Here is an 18,991-nt window from a genome sequence, read left to right as displayed (position 1 = left end):
CGCCGCGCCGTCGTCGCGTTCGCGAACGCGGGGCCGGCGCAGGGCAGGGGACGAGGGCGGAGCGTTGCGGCGCGGCGGCGCCGGCTCAGTCGAGCACCTCCGCGCGCGGCCCGGCCACCGGCGTGACATAGGCGCGCGAATCGAATCCGGCTTGGGCGAAGGCCTGGCGCATCGCGATCGCCGCGGCGGCCGCGTCGGCGCGCGAAGCGAACCAGGCGAAGCAGCTCGGCCCGGCGCCGGAAATGCTGGCGCCGAGCGCGGCGTGGTCGAGCGCGGCCGCCTTGACTTCGGCGAAGCCGGGAATCAGCGGCGCGCGCCGCGGTTCCACCAGCAGGTCGACCAGCCCTTCGCGCAGCAGGCCGGCGTCGCCGCGTTGCAGGCCGGTCAGGAACAGCGCCAGGTGCGCGCTCTGCTTGACCACCTGCGCCAGCGGATACGGCTCGGCCAGCACCGCGCGCGCGCGCCGGGTTTCCAGCACCTGGTCGGGGTGCACCACCACCGCGTACAGCCAGTCCGGCGCCGCCAGCGGAATCATCCGGGTCGCGGTCGCCATGACCACGCCGCCGAGCAGCATCGGCGCGACGTTGTCGCCGTGGCGGCTGCCGCTGGACACCGATTCGCCGTCCAGCGCGAACTCGTACAGCGCCTCGCGCGGCAACGGCTTGGCCAGCACCGCGTTGGCCGCGACCAGGGCGGCGACGCACGATGCCGCCGAGCCGCCGAGGCCGGAGCCGAGCGGAATGCCCTTGTCCAGTTCCAGTTCGAAACCGTGGGCGAGGCCGAGTTTTTCCCGCAGCGAAATCAGCGCCTGCCCGGCGGTGTTGCGCGCGGCTTCCAGTGGCAGCGCGTCCGCGCCGGGCACCGCGCCGCGGATCGCGCGGATGCGCACGCTGGGCTCGTCGATGCGCCGCACCGTGGCGACGTCGCGCACGCCGTCGATGGAATGGCCGAGCACGTCGAAGCCCACGCCGATGTTGCCGACGCTGCCGGGCGCGAACGCGCGCGCCTGCTGTGGCGGAGCGTGCTGCGCGGGCATCGCGTCGGCCTCGTCGGCGGAGGGAAGGGCAGCGCTCATGCGCGGGCTCCGAGGGTCTGGGCGATGGTCAACATATCGCCGAACACGCCCGCGGCGGTAACGTCCGGGCCCGCGCCTGGGCCTTGCACCACCAGCGGGTTGTCGGCGTAGCGACGGGTGCGGAACTGGATCAGGTTGTCGGTCAGCGCGCCGTGCAGCGCGGCGTGGCCCGGCTGCGGGGTGACCACGCCGACGCTGGCGCGACCGTCGCGGTCGAGGCGGGCGAGGTAGCGCAGGCTCAGGCCGGCCGCGCGCGCGGCGTCGAAGCGTTGCTGCAGCGGCGCGTCGAGTTCGTCGAGGCGGGCGAAGAATTCCTCCTTCGACACCGCGCGCAACTGCTCCGGCACCAGGCTCTCGACTTCGATCTGATCGAGCGACAGCGGCCGCCCGGCTTCGCGCGCCAGGATCACGAGCTTGCGCGCCACGTCGGTGCCGGACAGGTCGTCGCGCGGATCGGGCTCGGTGTAGCCCAGTTCGTGCGCCTCGCGCACCAGCGCCGAGAACGGGGTGCGGCCGTCGTAGCGGTTGAACAGCCACGCCAGGGTGCCCGACAGGATGCCTTCGACCTCGGTCAGTTCGTCGCCGGTGTCGAGCAGCGAGCGCAGGGTCTGGATCACCGGCAGGCCGGCGCCGACCGTGGCTTCGTAGCGGAACTGGCCGCCGTGGCGCGCGGCCTCGCGGATGGCGTCGTAACGCGCCAGCGGGCCGGCGCCGGCGTGCTTGCTCGGGGTGACCACGTGGATGCCGGCGGCGAGCCAGTCGGGATAGCGCGCGGCGACCGCGTCGGAGCCGCTGCAATCGACGATCAGCGCGTGCGGGATGTGCTCGGCGCGTACGTGCGCGGCGAAGCGGTCGAGATCCAGCGGCTCGGATTCGTGCTCCAGCGCCTGCGCGTCCTCGAACTCCAGCGCGCGCGGCGCCAGGCGCATGCGCCGGCTGTCGGCCAGCGCGCGCAGGCGCAGGTCCAGGCGGAACTGCGGGCGCGCCTCGCGCTGGAAGCGCGGCTGCGCGGCGGACAGCTGCGCGAGCAGGGCGCGGCCGACCTTGCCCGGGCCGATCACGCCGACCGAAATGCACTGCGGCGACAGCCAGAACGCCGAATGCGCGGCGCGCAAAGCGCGGGTCGCGTCGCGCGCGGCGATCGCCACCGAGATGTTGCGCTCGCCCGCGCCCTGGGCGATCGCGCGCAGGTTGACCCGCGCCTTGGCCAGTCCGTCGAACAACTGCGCGGCGACGCCGGGCAGGCCGACCATGCCGTCGCCGACCGCGGCCAGCACGCAGATGTCCGGCGTCACCAATACGTGCTGGGCCTGGCCGTCGGCCATGGCCTCGGCGAACGCGGCGACGATCGCGTTGCGTCCGCGCTGGGCCTGGTCGGCGCGCACCACGCAACAGATCGAATGTTCGGACGAACCCTGCGAGATCATCGTGACCGACACCCCGGCCGCGCGCAGCGCGCCGAACAGGCGCTCGGCCGCGCCGGGCACGCCGACCATGCCGTTGCCGACCAGTTCCAGCACCGCCAGGTCGTGGACCAGGCTGAGGCCCTTGACCGGCGCGGCGCCGGGCTGCGGGCGCAGGCTGATCAGGGTGCCGGGCGCCTGCGGGTTGCGGGTGTTGCGGATGCGCAGCGGAATGCCGCGCTGCTGCACCGGCGCCATGGTCTGCGGGTGCAGCACCTTGGCGCCGAAATACGCCAGTTCGCAGGCTTCGGCGTACGACATCGAGGGCAGGCAGACCGCGTCGGGCACCAGCCGCGGATCGGCCGAGAGCACGCCGTCGACGTCGGTCCAGATGGTCAGCGCGTCGGCGTCGAACAGGTTGGCGAAGATCGCAGCGGAGTAGTCGCTGCCGTTGCGGCCCAGGGTGGTGTCGCGGCCGTGCGGGTCGCGGGCGACGAAGCCGGTGACCACGACGTTGGCGGCGTCGTTGCGTTTTCGCCATTCGCCCAGGTTCTCGCGGCTGCGCGTCCAGTCCACCGCCACGCCCATCTCGCCCGGATGCACCACCAGCACTTCGCGCGCGTCGAGCCGCGCCCAGCCGGCCGGCGCGCCGCCGAGCGCGGCGTGGATCAGGTACGAGGACCACACCTCGCCGAGGCCCGGCAGCGCCGCGGCGAGCGTTTCGTCGTCGTCGCGGCGCAGGCCTTCGAGGGTGTCGCGCAGACGCTCGAATTCGCCTTCCAGCGCTTCGATGGTGCCGTGGCGGCGGTGCGGGTCCAGCGACAGCGCGGTGTCGAGATGGCGCTTGCGCAGCGCGCTCCACGCCGGCGCCCAGTCCTGGCCGTCGCGGACCGCGGCGACCAGCGCCAGCAGCGCGTCGGTGACGCCCTGCATGGCCGAGACCACGGCGACGCGTTCGCGCGCGCCGTCGTCGAGCAGGCCTACGGCGACGCGGTAGCGGTCGGGATCGGCGAGGCTGCTGCCGCCGAACTTGTGCGCGTGGCGCGCCGGCGACAGGGTCGCCTCGGCGTAGGCGGCGGCCTTGGCCGCGGCGTCGGCGGCAAGGTGGTCATCGGCCGCGGCCGCATCGGGCTGGGTGTCCGAGGCGTGGTGGACCGACGCGGCTTGAGGTGGGGCGGACGACATGGCAAGGCTCCTGGTGGAGCTCCGCGGTCCGTTCGAGTGGGGCCGGCAGCCCGCACCCGGGATCGGGTGCGGAGCGGCGTGGTGGTTCAGCTGGACACGCCCGTCCGCACCCGTTGGCGGGTGGTACCGGTACCGGTAGTGGTAATCGACATCGCCGCGACGGCGCCTACCCGGCCGTGCGGCAGGGTCGAGACGGAGCGGACGAGGGCGAGGGCGGCGTGCATGGGCTTAGCAATACCGTGCCGTTGTGCAGCGCGTCAAGAGGGCCGAAAAAATTTCATCGGCAAACTGTGCGCCGCGCTGGACTCCCCTGTCCGCGCGGGTCGGCGCGCGCTCGCGCGGCGGCGGCCGGCCCTGTCCGAACGGCCAGGGCCGATGGTTTCGGCGGTTACCGATCCCGGCGATGCCCGCTGCGCCGCGGCGTCGCCGCATTCGCTCGATTCACTTTTTGGCCTGGCCGTACTGCACCGTGATCGTGGCGTGGCCGAGCGCGTCGGCGCGGGCCATGGCGCCGGCGATCGCCGCCGGCGCCTTGGCGTCGAGCCGCAGCGCCTCGCTCTTGAGCGCCCACACGGTGAATTCGTAGCGGTGCGGCTTGCCCGGCGGCGGGCAGGGGCCGCTGTAGCCGGTCTTGGCGAAATCGTTGCGCAGTTGCAACGCGGGCTTGGGCGGGGCGGCGCCGCGTTCGAGCGAAGTCGTCGCGACCGGCAGGTTGACCACCGCCCAGTGCCACCAGCCGCCGCGGGTCGGCGCATCGGGATCGAACACGGTGATGGCGAAGCTGCGGGTGCCTTCGGGAACGTTCTTCCACTCCAGCGCCGGCGCTTGATTGCCGCCGCCGCAGGCGATCGACACGTGCGCGGCGGCGATGGTCTCGCCTTCGCGCAGGTCGGCGCTGCGCAGCTCCAGGCCCTGCGCCTGGGCGAGCGCGCTCAGCGGCAGGCCGGCCGCGAGCAGCAACGGCGCGGCGCGGCGGACGATGCGGGCAAGGGACGCGGAAGAACGACGCACGGTCGGGGAACCGGAAGCGGACGAATCAAGCGCGGACGAGTCAGATATGGACGAATCAGAGGCGGACGAAGCAACAGCGGACGAAGCGAAAGCGGGCATGCGCGGCTCTCCTTGGCGTGCAAGACGCCAGTGTCGCAGATGCGCGGGGCGCGCGTCGCCGATGCGGCGCGCGCAGCCAGCGCCGCGCTCGCCCACGCGGCATCGCAGCATTGTCTGCAGCGCGCGTGCGCATTGTGTGCGCCGCGCCCGATTGCGTTCATGCTCGCGGCGCCGCGCCATGGCCGCTTTGGCGACGCGCTCGCGCATCGGGTGTGAAGCGCATTGAGGAATGGCCGTGCGCCGGCGCATGTGCGGCGCCGATTTGAACTGCGTCGCACGACAGCGCCGACCGCTGCGGTCACAGTCCGGCCGCCCGCGATTTTACGGACTGCCGTCGCGGGCGTTCCGCTGGCGACGAACGGTCGTGCGCACTGGCGCGCGCATCGGCCGTCGCCCGGTTCGGCCCGCGCGGCCGCCGCGCCGTCCATTGCACGCTTCGACGTCTTTCTCGGGAGAAGAACATGAAGACGATTTCCACGGCGGGACTGGGGCTGGCGCTGTGCTGCGCGCTGGCGGCGATCGGCGGTACCGCCAATGCGCAGGGCCAGGGCCTGCAGGGCGAGGACCTGGTGTATTCCTACGACGAGATGTTCGACTTCGACATCGACGCCTACCTGGCCAAGCGCGCGCCGCACCTGCGCAAGCATTCGGAGGAGATCTCGCACTGGGCCGGCTACAGCGGCATCAGCCCGAAGGTGCTGATCGCGCTGATGGAGCAGCAGAGCGGCGCGGTCAGCGCCAAGCGCGCGCCGGCGCGTCCGTTCGGCAAGCTCGCCCGCGCCGACGGCTTCGGCGCGCAGACGCGCGAAGTGGCGCTGGCGCTGCGCGAGTCGCTGTACGAGCGCGATCCCGACGGCGCCAAGGGCCCGGTGACGCTGGCCCGCGCCAATCCGCTGCAGGCGCTGTTCGAGCGCTCCGGCGACAACGAGCCGGCCGCGGCGTTGCGCGGCGACGGCGAATTCCAGCTGGTTTACGGCCGTTTGTTCAACGAGGCGCGCCAGGCCAAGGCGCCGTCGGACCGCTTCGCCAAGGCCGGTCCGGACGTGCAACCGCTGTCGCCCAACGGCCTGTTGCAGTTCCCGTTCCCGCGCGGCGCCAGCTGGCATGTCGGCGGTGCGCACACCAACACCGGCTCGGGCAATTACCCGATGTCGTCGCTCGACATGTCGCGCGGCGGCGGCTGGGGCAGCAACCAGAACGGCAACTGGGTGTCGGCGTCGGCGGCGGGCTCGTTCAAGCGCCACTCTTCGTGCTTCGCCGAAATCGTGCATAGCGGCGGCTGGTCGACGACCTACTACCACCTGATGAACATCCAGTACAACACCGGCGCCAACGTGTCGATGAACACCGCCATCGCCAATCCGGCCAACACCCAGGCGCAGGCGCTGTGCAACGGCGGCAGCTCGACCGGCCCGCACGAGCATTGGTCGCTGAAGCAGAACGGCAGCTTCTACCACCTCAACGGCACGTATCTGTCCGGCTATCGGATCACCGCCACCGGCAGCAGCTACGACACCAACTGCAGCCGTTTCTATCTGACCAAGGGCGGGCAGAACTACTGCTACGGCTACTACACCAATCCGGGTCCGAACTGAGGCCCGCGCGGCAGGTCCGCGTGTTCGCGGCGGCGGCGGCGGCTCGCGCCGGCGCCGCTGCGGCAGGTCCGCGCCTCAGCCGCCCCAGGGCGGCGGGGGCGCGGGCACCGGCCGGGTCAGGTCGAACTCGACCCGGAACAGCCGGCCGGGGCGTGCGAGTTCGTAGACGAAGCGCTGCGCGTCGATTTCCACCGCCCACACGTTCGGCACCGAGACTTCGCGGCCGAGCCGGCGGAACAGCGCGCGGCTGTGCGGGTCGGCGGGGAATTCGTAGCGGCCCGGCGCGCCGCCGGGCTTGAGCTCGCCGCCGTACATGGTCAGCTCGTCCTCGCTGCCGTCGCGGTGGCGATGGTCGTGCTTGAGGCTCAGGCCATTGGCCAGGCGCTGGAACACCCAGGTGCGCGAGCGGTCCTCGCCGACCTGGAACGGCACCCGGATCGCGTCGTCCTCGCAGCCGCGCACGTGCATGACCAGGGTCTTGCCGATGAAGGGATCGTCGGCGCTGCGCGGGGTGTCGGCGACGATGCGGCCGGCGAAGGCCTGGCCGCACAGCGGGCGCAGGCGTTCGAGCAACTCGCCGGCGCGGGCGCGTTCGGCGGCGAGTTCGGCCTGCGGCGCGGGCCGTACGGTGTGGCCGAGGAGACAGCCGCCAAGCAATAAGGCGGCAGCGAGGGGCAGCAGGGCGAGCGGGCGCAGTGGGTTCATGCGAGCACGCTAGCGAGCTCGCGTGACGCCGGCAAGGCGGGCCGCGCCGGCTTGCGACGGAGATCGCCGCGGGCGGGATTGGCGTCGGCGCCGGTTTCCGGGTCTAATGCGCACTTGAAGCGGGGGTACCGCGGCGGGCCGGCACGGTCGCGCGGTTGAGACAGTCCCTTCGAACCTGATGCGGTTGAGACCGCCGTAGGGAAGCTTCGCAGGACGCGATCGCTGCGTCCGCGCGCCCGCTTTGCGCGAGCCTTCCGGCTCGCAGCGCCGCACCGTCAGGTGTGCGGCCGGCTTTTCCTCACAAGCCCCTCCAAAGCGGACGAATTTCCATGAACGCGGTTCCCTCCGAGCTGATCCAGCAAGCCGAGAAGTTGTCGGCCGACGTCACCCGCCCGATCCCCGGCTCGCGCAAGATCCATGTGCAAGGCTCGCGCCCGGACCTGAACGTGCCGATGCGCGAGATCGCGCTGGATCGCACGCCGACCATCTTCGGCGGCGAGGACAACGCGCCGCTGGCGGTGTACGACACCTCCGGCGCCTACACCGACCCGGACGCGAACATCGACCTGGCCGCCGGCCTGGCGCCGCTGCGCGCGAACTGGATCGCCGAGCGCGGCGACACCGAACTGCTCAAGGGCCTGTCCTCGGAATTCGGCCGCCAGCGCGAGCACGACCCCAAGCTCGCCCACGTGCGCTTCGGCAACCGTCCGCTGCCGCGCCGCGCGATCGCCGGCGCCAACGTCACCCAGATGCACTACGCGCGCCGCGGCATCGTCACGCCGGAGATGGAATACATCGCCATCCGCGAGAACCAGCGGCTGGAGTCGATCCGCGAGGCGCACCTGCTGCGCCAGCATCCGGGCCAGAGCTTCGGCGCCGACATCCAGAAGATCATCACCCCCGAGTTCGTGCGCGACGAAGTCGCGCGCGGCCGCGCGATCATCCCCAACAACATCAACCATCCCGAAAGCGAGCCGATGATCATCGGCCGCAACTTCCTGACCAAGGTCAACGCGAACATCGGCAATTCGGCGGTGTCGTCGGGCATCGCCGAGGAAGTGGAGAAGCTGGTGTGGTCGATGCGCTGGGGCGCGGACACGGTCATGGACCTGTCCACCGGCAAGCACATCCACGAAACCCGCGAGTGGATCATCCGCAATTCGCCGGTGCCGATCGGCACGGTGCCGATCTATCAGGCGCTGGAGAAGGTCGACGGCCGCGCCGAGGAGCTCAACTGGGAGATCTTCCGCGACACCCTGATCGAACAGGCCGAGCAGGGCGTCGACTACTTCACCATCCACGCCGGCGTGTTGCTGCGTTACGTGCCGCTGACCGCACGCCGCGTCACCGGCATCGTTTCGCGCGGCGGCTCGATCCTGGCCAAGTGGTGCCTGGCGCACCACAAGGAAAACTTCCTCTACACCCATTTCGAAGACATCTGCGAAATCATGAAGGCCTACGACGTGGCCTTCTCGCTCGGCGACGGCCTGCGTCCGGGCTCGATCGCCGACGCCAACGACGCGGCCCAGTTCGGCGAGCTGGAAACGCTCGGCGAGCTGACCCAGATCGCCTGGAAGCACGACGTGCAGACGATGATCGAGGGCCCCGGCCACGTGCCGATGCAGCTCATCAAGGAAAACATGGACAAGCAGCTGGAGGTGTGCGGCGAAGCGCCGTTCTACACCCTCGGCCCGCTGACCACCGACATCGCGCCGGGCTACGACCACATCACCTCGGCGATCGGCGCGGCGATGATCGGTTGGTACGGCACCGCGATGCTGTGCTACGTGACGCCGAAGGAGCACCTGGGCCTGCCCAACAAGCACGACGTGCGCGAAGGGCTGATGGCGTACAAGATCGCCGCGCACGCGGCCGACCTGGCCAAGGGCCACCCGGGCGCGCAGGCGCGCGACAACGCGATGAGCAAGGCGCGTTTCGAGTTCCGCTGGGAGGACCAGTTCAACCTCGGCCTCGACCCGGAGCGCGCACGCGAGTACCACGACGAGACCCTGCCCAAGCAGGCGCACAAGGTCGCCCACTTCTGCTCGATGTGCGGCCCGCACTTCTGCTCGATGAAGATCACCCAGGACGTGCGCGACTACGCCAAGGAGCACGGCCTGGACGAGAGCGCGGCGGTGAACGAGGGCATGGCCGAGAAGTCGGCGGAGTTCCGCGCGCAGGGGGCGGAGGTCTACCACCGCGCCTGACGGCGCGGCAGGAGTGAGCGGGGAGGAGTGAGCGAAAGCGGGGCTCCTCGCTGCTTGCGGCTCATCGCTCGTCTTCGCCGAGCGCGCCGGGTCGTGGGAGCAGCGGATGGGGCGTGAGGAACGAGCAAAAGCAGGGCATGCTGTCGCCTGCTTCTTCTCGTTCCTCACTCCTCTCCGCTCACTCCTCGCCCTAGCCCCATGCCCAGCTACGCCTCCCTCAAATGGCGCGCTCTCGCCCGCCGCCACCCCTCGGCGTTCCTGCTGGCGGCGCAGTTGCTGAGCCTGGCGGTGTATCCGCTGTTCGAACCCGCCGGCGGCGGGCGGGTGGTGTTCGGCGCGTTCGGGGTGCTGGTGTTGGCGCTGGCGGTGTGGGTGGTCAACCGCAGTCCGGCGATCAAGTGGATCGCATGGATCATCGCGATCCCCGCGTTCGCGCTGTCGGTGCTGTCGGTGCTGTTCGCCAGCCCCGGGTTGCTGGTGCTGTCCTCGGCGCTGGAGGCGGCGCTGTATTTCTATGCGGCGGGCGCGTTGATCGCTTACATGATGAGCGACCACAAGGTCACCGCCGACGAGCTGTTCGCGGCCGGGGCCACGTTCACTCTCTTGGCCTGGGGCTTCGCTTACGCCTTTCTGGTCTGCCAGGCGTGGTATCCGGACAGCTTCGTCGGCGCGCAGCGGCCGGGCGAGCCGCGCACCTGGCTGGAACTGCTGTTCCTGAGCTTCACCAACCTTTCCGCGGTCGGCCTCGGCGACATCCTGCCGATGTCGCCGGCGGCGCGCGTGCTGACCATGTTCGAGCAGTTCGCCGGGGTCGGCTACATCGCGGCGGTGGTGTCGCGGCTGATCGGGCTGACCATGCTGCGGCAGCCGCGGCCGTAGGCGCGGATCGTGCGCCTGACGGGCGCCGCGGAGCTGAACGCCTGAACGGGGGCGAAACGCTGTCACAAAGGCACGCGATTCGCAGCGTGATGACGTAATCGGTGTAGCTGCGGTGCGTTACACATGAACACGTGCCGGCGCGCGCGTTTTGGAACGATACGTTTCGGCGTTTCCGGCCCCAAAGCCGCCCCTGCGACGTTGCGGACCGGGGCGGCGCGGCTTGGCGGGGGCTAGAATAGGCGGCTAGAACAAGCAGTGTCGGCGCGCCTTTCCGATCGCGCCACCGCGCCATGCCGGATATGTCGGTTGGTCGGTCTTGTGCCTAGGCGTTCAGGCACATGACCCACCGCGGGCAAGTGCGCACCATCAGCAGGATTCATGCCGCGAACCCACGAGCCATCCACGCCGTCCTTGCCCGCCGAGCACCTGCGGGTAGGCGATTGCGTGGTCGACATCCCCTTGCGCGAGATCCGCGCGCCGGGGGCGCGTCGGCCGCGCCGGATCACGCCCAAGGCGATGGGCGTGCTGCTGGTGCTGGTCGATCACGCCGACCGGGTGGTCAGCCGCGACGCGCTGCTGGCCGAGGTCTGGCCCGACACCCTGCCGACCGACGACGTGGTCACCCAGGCGGTGACCCAGCTGCGCAAGGCCTTCGATGAGGACCGCGGCAACCCGCGCTACATCGAGACCATCGCCAAGAACGGTTACCGGCTGCTGGCCAAGGTGCGCTGGCTGGTGCCGGAGCAGGCGGCCGCGGCCGGCGAGGCCGAGCCGGCGGGCGAGGGCGCGAGCGTCGCGACGGCGGGTGCCGACGGCGCTGCGGCCGCGGTGGCCACGCCCGCCGCCGCGCGCGCCGAGCGGATCGAACCGGTCCCGCTGCCGAACCAGCCGCGTCCGCGCGGCACCTGGCGCTCGCTGGTCGCCACGGTGGCGGTGGTGCTGGCCCTGGTCGTGCTGCTGGTGTGGTGGTCGCTGGCCCGGCAGGCGCACGCGCCCGGCGCGGTGCCGGCCGCGCTCGACCCGGCCCGGGTCGCCAATGCCGCGCGCCCGTACCGGCTGATCACCTCGATGCCGGGCTTCGAAGTCCAGCCGACCCTGTCGCCGGACGCGGCCCTGGTCGCCTATGTCGCCATTCCCGACGGCCAGCGCGGTACCGCGATCCTGGTCCAGACCACCGACCAGACCCCGCCGCGCCAGCTGACCCGGCCCAGCGGGCTGGCCGAGGACAGCGCCCCGGCGTGGTCGCCGGACGGACGCTCGATCGCGTTCCTGCGGGTCGACCCGGCGCGCGCGTGCAAGGTCCTGCTGATCGCGGCCAACGGCGGCGCCGAGCGCGAGATCGGCGATTGCGACCCGCGCAACCCGCCGACCTTCGAATGGACCCCGGACGGCCGCGGCCTGATCTTCGGCAGCATGCAGACCGCCCAGGGCATCGTCGGGATGCGCGTGCTCGACCTGGCCAGCGGCGAATGGCGCGCGGTGCCGTACCGCACCGGCGCCGGCAACCTCGACCTGTCGCCGCGGTTCTCGCCCGACGGGCGCTGGATCGTGTTCCTGCGCAACAACCCCCAGGGCGACTTCTGGCGCCTGCCGGCCGAGGGCGGCACGGCCGAGCGCCTGAGCCAGCTCAGCGCCGACGTGCGCGGCTGGGACTGGCTGCCGGACAGCCGCAGCATCCTGTTCGGACGCATGATCGACGGCGACACCCGCCTGTATCGGCTGGACCTGGAAACCGGCCAGGCCCGCGACTTGGGCATCGAGTCGGCGCAGTTCCCGGCGGTGGCGGCCTCGCGCCCGGCCGCGGCCTTCGTCCAGCGCAAGCCGTACTTCGGCCTGTTCCGGGTGGTGCTGGGCGACACCTCCAAGGGCGCGGTGCACGTGGTCGACCCGCTGTTCCCGTCCTCGGCGCGCGACATGCTGCCGGCGGTGGCCCCGGACGGGCGCCAGATCGTGTTCTTCTCCGACCGCTCCGGCAGCAACCACCTGTGGTGGGCCGACCTGGACCAGCCCGATTCGCTGCGCATGCTGCCGGGGGTGACCCCGGGCACCCGCTACGGCGCCTCGTGGTCGGCCGACAGCGGCCGGGTCAGCGTGGTCGGGCCGGACGCGGACGGGCGCAACGTGATCTTCGAGGTGATCCCCGCGAGCGGCCGGGTCACCCGCCTGCCGGCGCCGGTGGACGAGCCGATCCAGGCCATGCAACTGCCCGATCCGAACCGGATGCTGGTGCTGGCCGGCGCCGGCGACGGCCGCCTGCGCCTGCACCTGTTCGACCGCAGCCGCTCGCCGTGGAAGCTGCTGGCGGCGATCGACGACGTGGTCGAAGCCAAGGCCGACCCGGCCCACAACCGCCTGCTGTTTGCCCGCCAGACCCAGTCCGGGCTGTGGCAGGCCGACCTGGGCCTGGCCGCGGCCAGCATCCGCCAGATCGACGACAGCGAACCGGTCGCCGACCGCTACCGGCTGTGGGACGTCGCGGTCGCCACCGGCGAGCTGCGCTACATGGACCAGCAGCCGACCTGCCTGTCGCTGATGCGGCGGATGGCCACCCCGGAACTGCCGCCCTCGGTGCTGTGCCTGGACCAAAGCCGGCGCTCGGCGATCAATGGATTCAGCCTGAGCCCGCGCGGCGACACCGTCTATCTGGCCCTGGCCAAGTGGGACGGCGCGGATATCGGTTACATGGACCTGCCCGAGGAACCGAAGACCTTCGTTCCCGGCTGGCTCAACTGATTGATCTGGTTGGGAAAAGACCTTTCGGAAGTTCGTCGGATGTGACATCGTTCCGAATTCGCCTAACTCTCCGTCAAATTTCCTGCGCCGGGGTTCGTTGCTCGCGCAAATAAAAACCTCATTCCCCGCAAATGAGGTGGACCAATGGAGCAAGCATTGTGGGCGGATCGCGGACAGCTGCTGCAGCTGGACGCGCAGGATCACTCCGCTCAGGCAAGTTGCGTCGGTGTCTCGCGACTGGGCAGCGCCCAGTTGTCCGGGACTCACTTCTCGATATGGGTCCAGCTGCGCGGCAGCTCGTGGGTCGAAGCCAAAGAGGGCAAGTTCCGCCTCAAGCGCGGCGACTGGATCGCGTTCGAGCGCGACTCCAAGCCGGTGCTGCAGGCCGACCGTTACGGCGTCTGCATCGGCCTGAACCTGACCCCGGACGCGATCAAGGCGATGGCCCGCCTGGCCGACAGCACCCTGTACGCCGGCCGCGGCCGCATGAACCGGCACGACGCGCGCATCGCCCTGCGCCTGTGGCGCCAGGCCCATGCCCGCAACGGCGAGGCCGACACCGGCTTCGATCTGAACGCCCTGCGTCCGATCCTGCTGCACCTGGCCGGCGTCCAGCGCGAGCTGACCGCGCGCATCCAGCGTTGCCCGGGCCGTTCGCGCAGCCGCAAGCGCCAGGTCTTCGGCCGCCTCCAGCGCGCCCGCCTGTACCTGGAAGGCAACTGCGACCGGGTCGTGCGCATCAGCGAACTGGCCGAGCTGACCAGCTTCTCGAGCTGGTACTTCTCCAAGACCTTCCACAGTCTGTACGAGGAGAGCCCCCAGGCCGCCTCCGCGCGCATGCGCCTGGAACATGCCGCGGACTTGTTGAAGAACACCTCGATGATGATCGGCGAGGTCGCCGCCGCCAGCGGCTTCGACAACTGCTGCAGCTTCGCCCGCGCCTTCCGCGCCCGTTTCGGCACCTCGGCCACGCGTTACCGCAGCGCCGCCGCGGCCGCCAAGGCCGAAGCCGCGCGTGCGGCGGTGGTCTCGGCGGTGCCGTTGCGCAAGCTGGCGATGGCGAGCTGACGCCGGCCGGCGCAGGCGACGAAAGCGTTACGAAACACCGAAGCGCGTTCCGAAACGGCCGAAACCTGGCCGGGCAACACGATCCGAAGCGACAGTTCGCAACAAACGCAGCAAACGCAGTCCTCCGAGCCCGCTGTATCCGCCGTGTCACGGCCCGCCCGATGCGAATCCGGCGCCGCCGCCAAGCCGATACCGCCAGCCGCCTCCCCCCGTAGGCCGGACTTCAGCGACACCGCAGCAACGCCCCGAGGTTTCGACTGCGCGCACCGCGCGCAGCCGGACCTCGGCGGCGGCATCGGGCCGGCGCGCTCGCGCCTTCGCGCCTTGCGGGTCGTTTCTTCTCTCTCCTTACTTATCGATCGACACGCTGCGTCGGCGCGGCGGTTTGCATCGCGCGTCGTTTGTGCGCGAATGCGGGCTCGCGGTGCGTTCGTGCTTGCATGCGTGCGTGCGTATGCAAGAGCAGCGCGGGCATGAACGAATCGTTCAGCGTCGCAGCGCGGATGCGCTGAGCATTCGTTGCGTTGCGTTGCGTTGCGTTGCGTTGCGTTCGTTGCGTCGCATCGACGTTGGTGTCCGCATCGCAAGAATGCGATCGCCACGCGTATCTCGATCCCTCCCTGATTTCTCGCCGACTGAACGATTCGTTCAGCTCGAACGCGCGAACTCGCATCCGCGCGCGTCGAGCGCGATGCGCGCAAACGGCGCAAATGCCGAGAAAATCGCTCGAATCCACTGCGTCGCGATTGCATCGACGCGACGCGCTCGCGTCGTGCGCGCATCGATGTCGATACGGATCGCAGCGCATGCGTATGCGCGCGCCGACCAACAATCAGCGGCTTCTCCGCGAGCGGACACGCAGCGCAAAGACGCGATGCAAAGATTCGCGACGGATTCGGCAAGCGATTCGCCAATGCGCGGCAAGCCGCGCCGCTACGCACGCGTCGATCGCGGCGATGCGCCGCGAACGGTCAAAAACACCGGGAATTCATCACGTTTCATGCGTGCGTCGCGTTTTCTCGAATGCGATGACAGTGGCTTCCACGCCTGACTTCGCAAAGTCTCCCGTTGGCACCCGCAAAGCAGTGCGGAGACTTCGAACGTACTTTTGCAAGGCGTTTTAACACGCCCATAACGAGATTACTGGAGAGAGATAGATGAACCATCGTAGTCTGCGCCCCACGGCGCGGTACGGCGTTCTGCCGTCCGCCATCGCCGCGGCGCTTGTGTCGGCACTGGTCCCGGCGATCGCCGGCGCTCAGGAAGCCGATGCCTCCAAGACCCCCACCACTCTCGATCGCATCGAGGTGACCGGTTCGCGCATCCGCCAAGCCAACCTGGAGACGTCGCAGCCGGTCGTCACCATGTCGCGCGCCGAAATCCAGAAGCAGGGTTTCACTTCCGTCGCCGACATCGTCCAGAACATCACCGCCACCGGTTCGCCGGCGATCTCGCGCGCCGACGCGCTCGCCTCGGGCGAGAACGTGGGCGGCCAGTACGTCGACCTGCGCAACCTCGGTCCGGAACGCACCCTGGTGCTGATCGACGGCAAGCGCATGGGCATCAGCTCCAGCGGCTATTCCGACCTGGCTTCGATCCCGACCTCGATCATCGAGCGCATCGAAGTGCTGACCGACGGCGCCTCGGCGCTGTACGGCTCCGACGCGATCGCCGGCGTGGTCAACATCATCACCCGCAAGCGCTTCGACGGCCTGGAAGGCAGCGCCTACCTCGGCCAGTACGGCCAGGGCGACGGCAACAAGGAAACCTACAACTTCGTCATCGGCCAGACCGGTGAGCGCGGTTCGGTGACCTTGGGCGCCGAGTACAGCAAGGAAGATCCGGTCATGGCCAAGGATCGTTCCTTCACCCGCTACCCGAACGGCCGCGGCCATCCCTCGCCGGTCGCCGGCGACGACAACGGCTGGAACGGCATCACCCAGTGGGGCGCGTTGATCGACAACCGCCAGACCCCGCTGAATCCGAAGGACGACATCTCGTACACCGCCAACCGCGGCAGCACGAGCACCGGCTCGCTGGGCAACTTCCACGAGACCGACATCAACGACCTGTCCAATCCGAACGAGCAGATGTATCTCTCGACCGGCCTGGAGCGTCGTTCGGTGTTCGCCAACGCCGAGTTCGACATCACCGACAACCTGCGCGCCAAGGCCGACATCCTCTACACGGATCGCGAAGCCACCCAGCAGATCGCCGGCTATCCGTTCCGCTCGGTCGGCTTCGGCCGCTACGACGGCGACCTGAGCCTGAAGGGCAGCAGCGCGTTCAACCCGCTGGGCTACGACGCCAACGTCATCCGCCGCACCTGGGAAATGCCGCGCCAGACCAAGTCCGAGCTGAGCACCTATCGCTTCAGCGGCGGCCTGGAAGGTTCCTTCGAACTGGCCGGCAAGACCTGGGACTGGGACGCGAGCTACCTCTACAACCAGAACAAGGGCAGCAAGACCGGCACCGGCAACCTGTTCCTGCCGAACGTCGAGAAGGCCCTGGGCCCGTCGTTCGTCGACGCCGGCGGCGTCGCCCGCTGCGGCACTCCGGATGCGCCGATCGCCGGCTGCCTGGCGTGGAACCCGCTGCTGGGTCCGGACTCCAACGGTCCGGGCGCGCTGAGCAATCCGGAACTGCAGAAGTACCTGTTCCTGCCGACCCACGACAGCTACACCAACAAGACCCAGGTCTACAGCCTCAACCTCAGCGGCGTGCTCGCCACGCTGCCGGCGGGCGACCTCGGCCTGGCCGCGGGTTACGAGCACCGCAAGGAAACCGCCAACTACGAGCCGGACGCCCTGCTGCAGTCGGGCCTGAGCTCGGATCTGGCCGGCAGCTCCACCCACGGCGGCTACTCGCTCGACGAGTTCTACGTCGAACTGGCCGTGCCGGTGCTGTCGGATGTGGCCTTCGCGAAGGAGCTGTCGTTCAACATCGCCGGCCGCTACTCCGACTACGACACCTTCGGCGACACCACCAACGGCAAGTTCAGCCTGAAGTGGAAGCCGATCGACGACCTGCTGGTCCGCGGCACCTACGCGACGGGCTTCCGCGCCCCGACCGTGAACGATCTGTACGGCGGCGTCGGCGAGAGTTTCGACAACTACACCGATCCGTGCGACACCCTGTTCGGCGCGGCCGTGCGCAACGGCCAGGTCGCGCAGCGTTGCGCGGGCGTGGTCCCGGCGAACTTCCGCCAGGCCGCCGCGGGCGGCAATCCGGCCACCGGCCCGAATGCCCAGTCCGACAGCGCGTTCCTGTCCGGTTCCAACCCGCTGTTGAAGCCCGAGACCTCCAAGTCGACCAACATCGGCTTCGTCTACAGCCCGAGCTGGTTCAGCGGCTTCGACATCAGCCTGGATTGGTGGAAGATCAAGATCGAGAACGTGATCGCGTCCGAGACCGTCACCTCGATCCTGAACAACTGCTACGTGCTCGGCATCGACTCGGCCTGCGACCGCTTCGTCCGCGACACCGATCCGCTGAACCAGGGCCAGGTCGTCGACGTGACCCGCACGCTGATCAACGCCGGCTACCAGGAGACCGCGGGCTACGACCTGGGCATCTCCTACCGCCTGGCCGACACCGCGTACGGCAACTTCGCCTTCACCTGGAAGACGACCTACGTCGACTACTCCGAGTACAAGCGCGACGGCGAAGCCAATACCCCGGTCGAGCAGCGCACCAGCTGGGTGGCCGACGGCGCGAGCAACTTCCGCGTGCGTTCGAACTTCAACGCCGACTGGAGCCGCGGCGACTTCGGCGCGAGCTGGGGCATCCGTTACTACGGCGGCCTGAAGGAAGAGTGCGCGTACGATCTCGACGGCGGTCCGGAGTGCAACAAGCCGAACTACCAGTCCTCGTACCGCGGCATCGTGCCGGTCCGCGAAGTGGGCGCCAACACCTTCCACGACGTGCAGGTCCGCTACAACACTCCGTGGAACGCCACCGTGGCGCTGGGCGCGAACAACGTGTTCGACCACATCGGCCAGACCATGTACAGCCAGCCGAACAGCAGCTTCGTCTACAACGGCAGCTTCGACATCGGCCGCTTCGTGTACATGAAGTACACCCAGCGCTTCTGATGCAAGCCTGAGCGGTACTTGCGACACGACTACGGCCCCGAAAGGGGCCGTAGTTTTTTTGCGTTGGCGGATCGTGCGACGAACTCGCGCCAAGCTTTTGTGGGAGGGGCTTGAGCCCCGACGCTTTCGCATCCGGTCGCCGCGGCCTGAAAGAACAGCGTCGGGGCTGAAGCCCCTCCCACAAAAGCCCGGCGCGGGCGATGCGAACGACGCGGCCGCGAGGCAACGAAAAAGGCCGCCCGGAGGCGGCCCTTTTCGCGCGTGCGTGGCGTCGCGCGCTCAGAACTTCGGCTTGTCGTCCTCGGCCGCGTAGCGCTCGATCGCCTCGACCAGGATCTTCTTGGCTTCCTCGGCGTTGCCCCAGCCGTCGAGCTTGACCCACTTGCCCTTCTCCAGGTCCTTGTAGTGCTCGAAGAAGTGGCCGATGCGCTCGAGCCAGTGCGGGCTGACCTGGTCGATGTCGTGGATGTGCGAGTAGCCGGCGAAGACCTTGTCGACCGGCACCGCCAGCAGCTTCTCGTCGCTGCCGGCTTCGTCGCTCATGCGCAGCACGCCGACCGGGCGGCAGCGGATCACCGAGCCGGGGATCAGCGGCAGCGGCAGCACCACCAGCACGTCGGCGGGGTCGCCGTCGCCGCAGACGGTGTGCGGGACGTAGCCGTAGTTGCAGGGGTAGCGCATCGGGGTCGAGAGGATGCGGTCGACGAAGATCGCGCCGGAGGCCTTGTCGACCTCGTACTTGACCGGCTCGGCATCCTTCGGGATTTCGATGATGACGTTGATCTCGTGCGGCGGGTTCTTGCCGGTGGGGACGTGGTCCAGACCCATGTGTGCTCCGACTGCTGGGGCCCGCGTCGCGCGGGCCGGATGGAATGGGGCCCGCAGGGGAACGGGCCGGAAAGGGGGCCTATTTTACGCGTCCGGCTGCTGCGATGCA

The 18,991-nt window shown here is 69.7% G+C and carries 14 protein-coding genes and 1 riboswitch; of the genes, 8 read left to right on the top strand and 6 right to left on the bottom strand.

Translation table 11 applies throughout. The features are described from left to right. Positions 1-85: 85 nt before the first annotated feature. The 3 genes from JHW41_RS20565 to JHW41_RS20555 all read right to left on the bottom strand — a co-directional run bounded on the left by JHW41_RS20565 (position 86) and on the right by JHW41_RS20555 (position 4,674). Positions 86-1,075, bottom strand: coding sequence for a homoserine kinase (locus tag JHW41_RS20565; RefSeq protein ID WP_428995410.1), 990 nt, complete (start codon positions 1,073-1,075; stop codon positions 86-88). After that, positions 1,072-3,663 carry a bifunctional aspartate kinase/homoserine dehydrogenase I gene (gene thrA / locus JHW41_RS20560; protein ID WP_250446043.1) on the bottom strand — a complete coding sequence of 864 codons (2,592 nt, stop codon included), beginning with the start codon at positions 3,661-3,663 and terminating at the stop codon, positions 1,072-1,074. Before thrA ends, JHW41_RS20565 begins: the two co-directional genes overlap by 4 nt. Positions 3,664-4,104: 441 nt before the next feature. Beyond that, positions 4,105-4,674, bottom strand: coding sequence for a YbhB/YbcL family Raf kinase inhibitor-like protein (locus tag JHW41_RS20555; protein WP_250446034.1), 570 nt, complete (start codon positions 4,672-4,674; stop codon positions 4,105-4,107). Between the two features lie 129 nt (positions 4,675-4,803). Between JHW41_RS20555 and JHW41_RS20550 the strand changes: the two genes are divergently transcribed. Both JHW41_RS20550 and JHW41_RS20545 read left to right on the top strand, forming a co-directional pair. Continuing rightward, positions 4,804-4,989 carry a hypothetical protein gene (locus tag JHW41_RS20550; protein ID WP_250446032.1) on the top strand — a complete coding sequence of 62 codons (186 nt, stop codon included), beginning with the start codon at positions 4,804-4,806 and terminating at the stop codon, positions 4,987-4,989. Positions 4,990-5,234: 245 nt separating this feature from the next. Continuing rightward, positions 5,235-6,368 carry a M23 family metallopeptidase gene (locus JHW41_RS20545; protein WP_250446030.1) on the top strand — a complete coding sequence of 378 codons (1,134 nt, stop codon included), beginning with the start codon at positions 5,235-5,237 and terminating at the stop codon, positions 6,366-6,368. Positions 6,369-6,443: 75 nt separating this feature from the next. On the opposite strand, the gene JHW41_RS20540 is transcribed toward JHW41_RS20545, so the two are convergent. Further along, a complete protein-coding gene (locus JHW41_RS20540; protein ID WP_428995409.1) occupies positions 6,444-7,073 on the bottom strand; it encodes a hypothetical protein in 630 nt (209 codons plus the stop codon). Between the two features lie 111 nt (positions 7,074-7,184). Then, a riboswitch (TPP riboswitch) is annotated at positions 7,185-7,293 on the top strand. 109 nt (positions 7,294-7,402) lie between these two features. On the opposite strand from JHW41_RS20540, the gene thiC reads away from it, so the two are divergent. The 6 genes from thiC (at position 7,403) to JHW41_RS20510 (ending at position 18,054) form a co-directional block, all read left to right on the top strand. Further along, the gene (gene thiC / locus JHW41_RS20535; RefSeq protein ID WP_250446029.1) at positions 7,403-9,280 is read left to right on the top strand and encodes a phosphomethylpyrimidine synthase ThiC; all 1,878 of its coding nucleotides are present in this window, start codon (positions 7,403-7,405) and stop codon (positions 9,278-9,280) included. A 198-nt stretch (positions 9,281-9,478) separates the two neighbouring features. Next, entirely contained in the window at positions 9,479-10,159 is a 681-nt protein-coding gene (locus JHW41_RS20530) for an ion channel (protein ID WP_057946333.1), read from the top strand. Between the two features lie 378 nt (positions 10,160-10,537). Beyond that, positions 10,538-12,892: a winged helix-turn-helix domain-containing protein gene (locus tag JHW41_RS20525; RefSeq protein WP_250446026.1), complete on the top strand. Its 2,355-nt coding sequence runs from the start codon at positions 10,538-10,540 to the stop codon at positions 12,890-12,892. 144 nt (positions 12,893-13,036) lie between these two features. Beyond that, a complete protein-coding gene (locus JHW41_RS20520; RefSeq protein ID WP_057946335.1) occupies positions 13,037-13,960 on the top strand; it encodes a helix-turn-helix domain-containing protein in 924 nt (307 codons plus the stop codon). 454 nt (positions 13,961-14,414) lie between these two features. Continuing rightward, positions 14,415-15,011: a hypothetical protein gene (locus JHW41_RS20515; protein ID WP_250446016.1), complete on the top strand. Its 597-nt coding sequence runs from the start codon at positions 14,415-14,417 to the stop codon at positions 15,009-15,011. Positions 15,012-15,117: 106 nt separating this feature from the next. Next, positions 15,118-18,054 (top strand): TonB-dependent receptor plug domain-containing protein, encoded by a 2,937-nt coding sequence (locus tag JHW41_RS20510; protein ID WP_057946336.1) that lies wholly within the window; start codon positions 15,118-15,120, stop codon positions 18,052-18,054. 29 nt (positions 18,055-18,083) lie between these two features. On the opposite strand, the gene JHW41_RS27585 is transcribed toward JHW41_RS20510, so the two are convergent. Continuing rightward, a complete protein-coding gene (locus tag JHW41_RS27585) occupies positions 18,084-18,236 on the bottom strand; it encodes a DUF6053 domain-containing protein (protein ID WP_428995408.1) in 153 nt (50 codons plus the stop codon). A 97-nt stretch (positions 18,237-18,333) separates the two neighbouring features. Further along, a complete protein-coding gene (gene ppa, locus JHW41_RS20505; protein WP_057946337.1) occupies positions 18,334-18,882 on the bottom strand; it encodes an inorganic diphosphatase in 549 nt (182 codons plus the stop codon). Positions 18,883-18,991 lie beyond the last annotated feature (109 nt).

The organism is Lysobacter enzymogenes, from assembly GCF_023617245.1.
In the GTDB taxonomy this organism is placed as follows: Bacteria; Pseudomonadota; Gammaproteobacteria; order Xanthomonadales; family Xanthomonadaceae; genus Lysobacter; species Lysobacter yananisis.
This window is presented reverse-complemented; position numbering and strand designations above follow the sequence as displayed.

Coding starts and splice junctions, on each gene's coding strand:
- JHW41_RS20510 (WP_057946336.1), top strand. CDS start 15,118: ATGAACCATCGTAGTCTGCGCCCCACGGCGCGGTACGGCGTTCTGCCG.
- thrA (WP_250446043.1), bottom strand. CDS start 3,663: ATGTCGTCCGCCCCACCTCAAGCCGCGTCGGTCCACCACGCCTCGGAC.
- JHW41_RS20525 (WP_250446026.1), top strand. CDS start 10,538: ATGCCGCGAACCCACGAGCCATCCACGCCGTCCTTGCCCGCCGAGCAC.
- JHW41_RS20520 (WP_057946335.1), top strand. CDS start 13,037: ATGGAGCAAGCATTGTGGGCGGATCGCGGACAGCTGCTGCAGCTGGAC.
- JHW41_RS20515 (WP_250446016.1), top strand. CDS start 14,415: ATGCAAGAGCAGCGCGGGCATGAACGAATCGTTCAGCGTCGCAGCGCG.
- JHW41_RS20565 (WP_428995410.1), bottom strand. CDS start 1,075: ATGAGCGCTGCCCTTCCCTCCGCCGACGAGGCCGACGCGATGCCCGCG.
- JHW41_RS20530 (WP_057946333.1), top strand. CDS start 9,479: ATGCCCAGCTACGCCTCCCTCAAATGGCGCGCTCTCGCCCGCCGCCAC.
- JHW41_RS20540 (WP_428995409.1), bottom strand. CDS start 7,073: ATGAACCCACTGCGCCCGCTCGCCCTGCTGCCCCTCGCTGCCGCCTTA.
- ppa (WP_057946337.1), bottom strand. CDS start 18,882: ATGGGTCTGGACCACGTCCCCACCGGCAAGAACCCGCCGCACGAGATC.
- thiC (WP_250446029.1), top strand. CDS start 7,403: ATGAACGCGGTTCCCTCCGAGCTGATCCAGCAAGCCGAGAAGTTGTCG.
- JHW41_RS20545 (WP_250446030.1), top strand. CDS start 5,235: ATGAAGACGATTTCCACGGCGGGACTGGGGCTGGCGCTGTGCTGCGCG.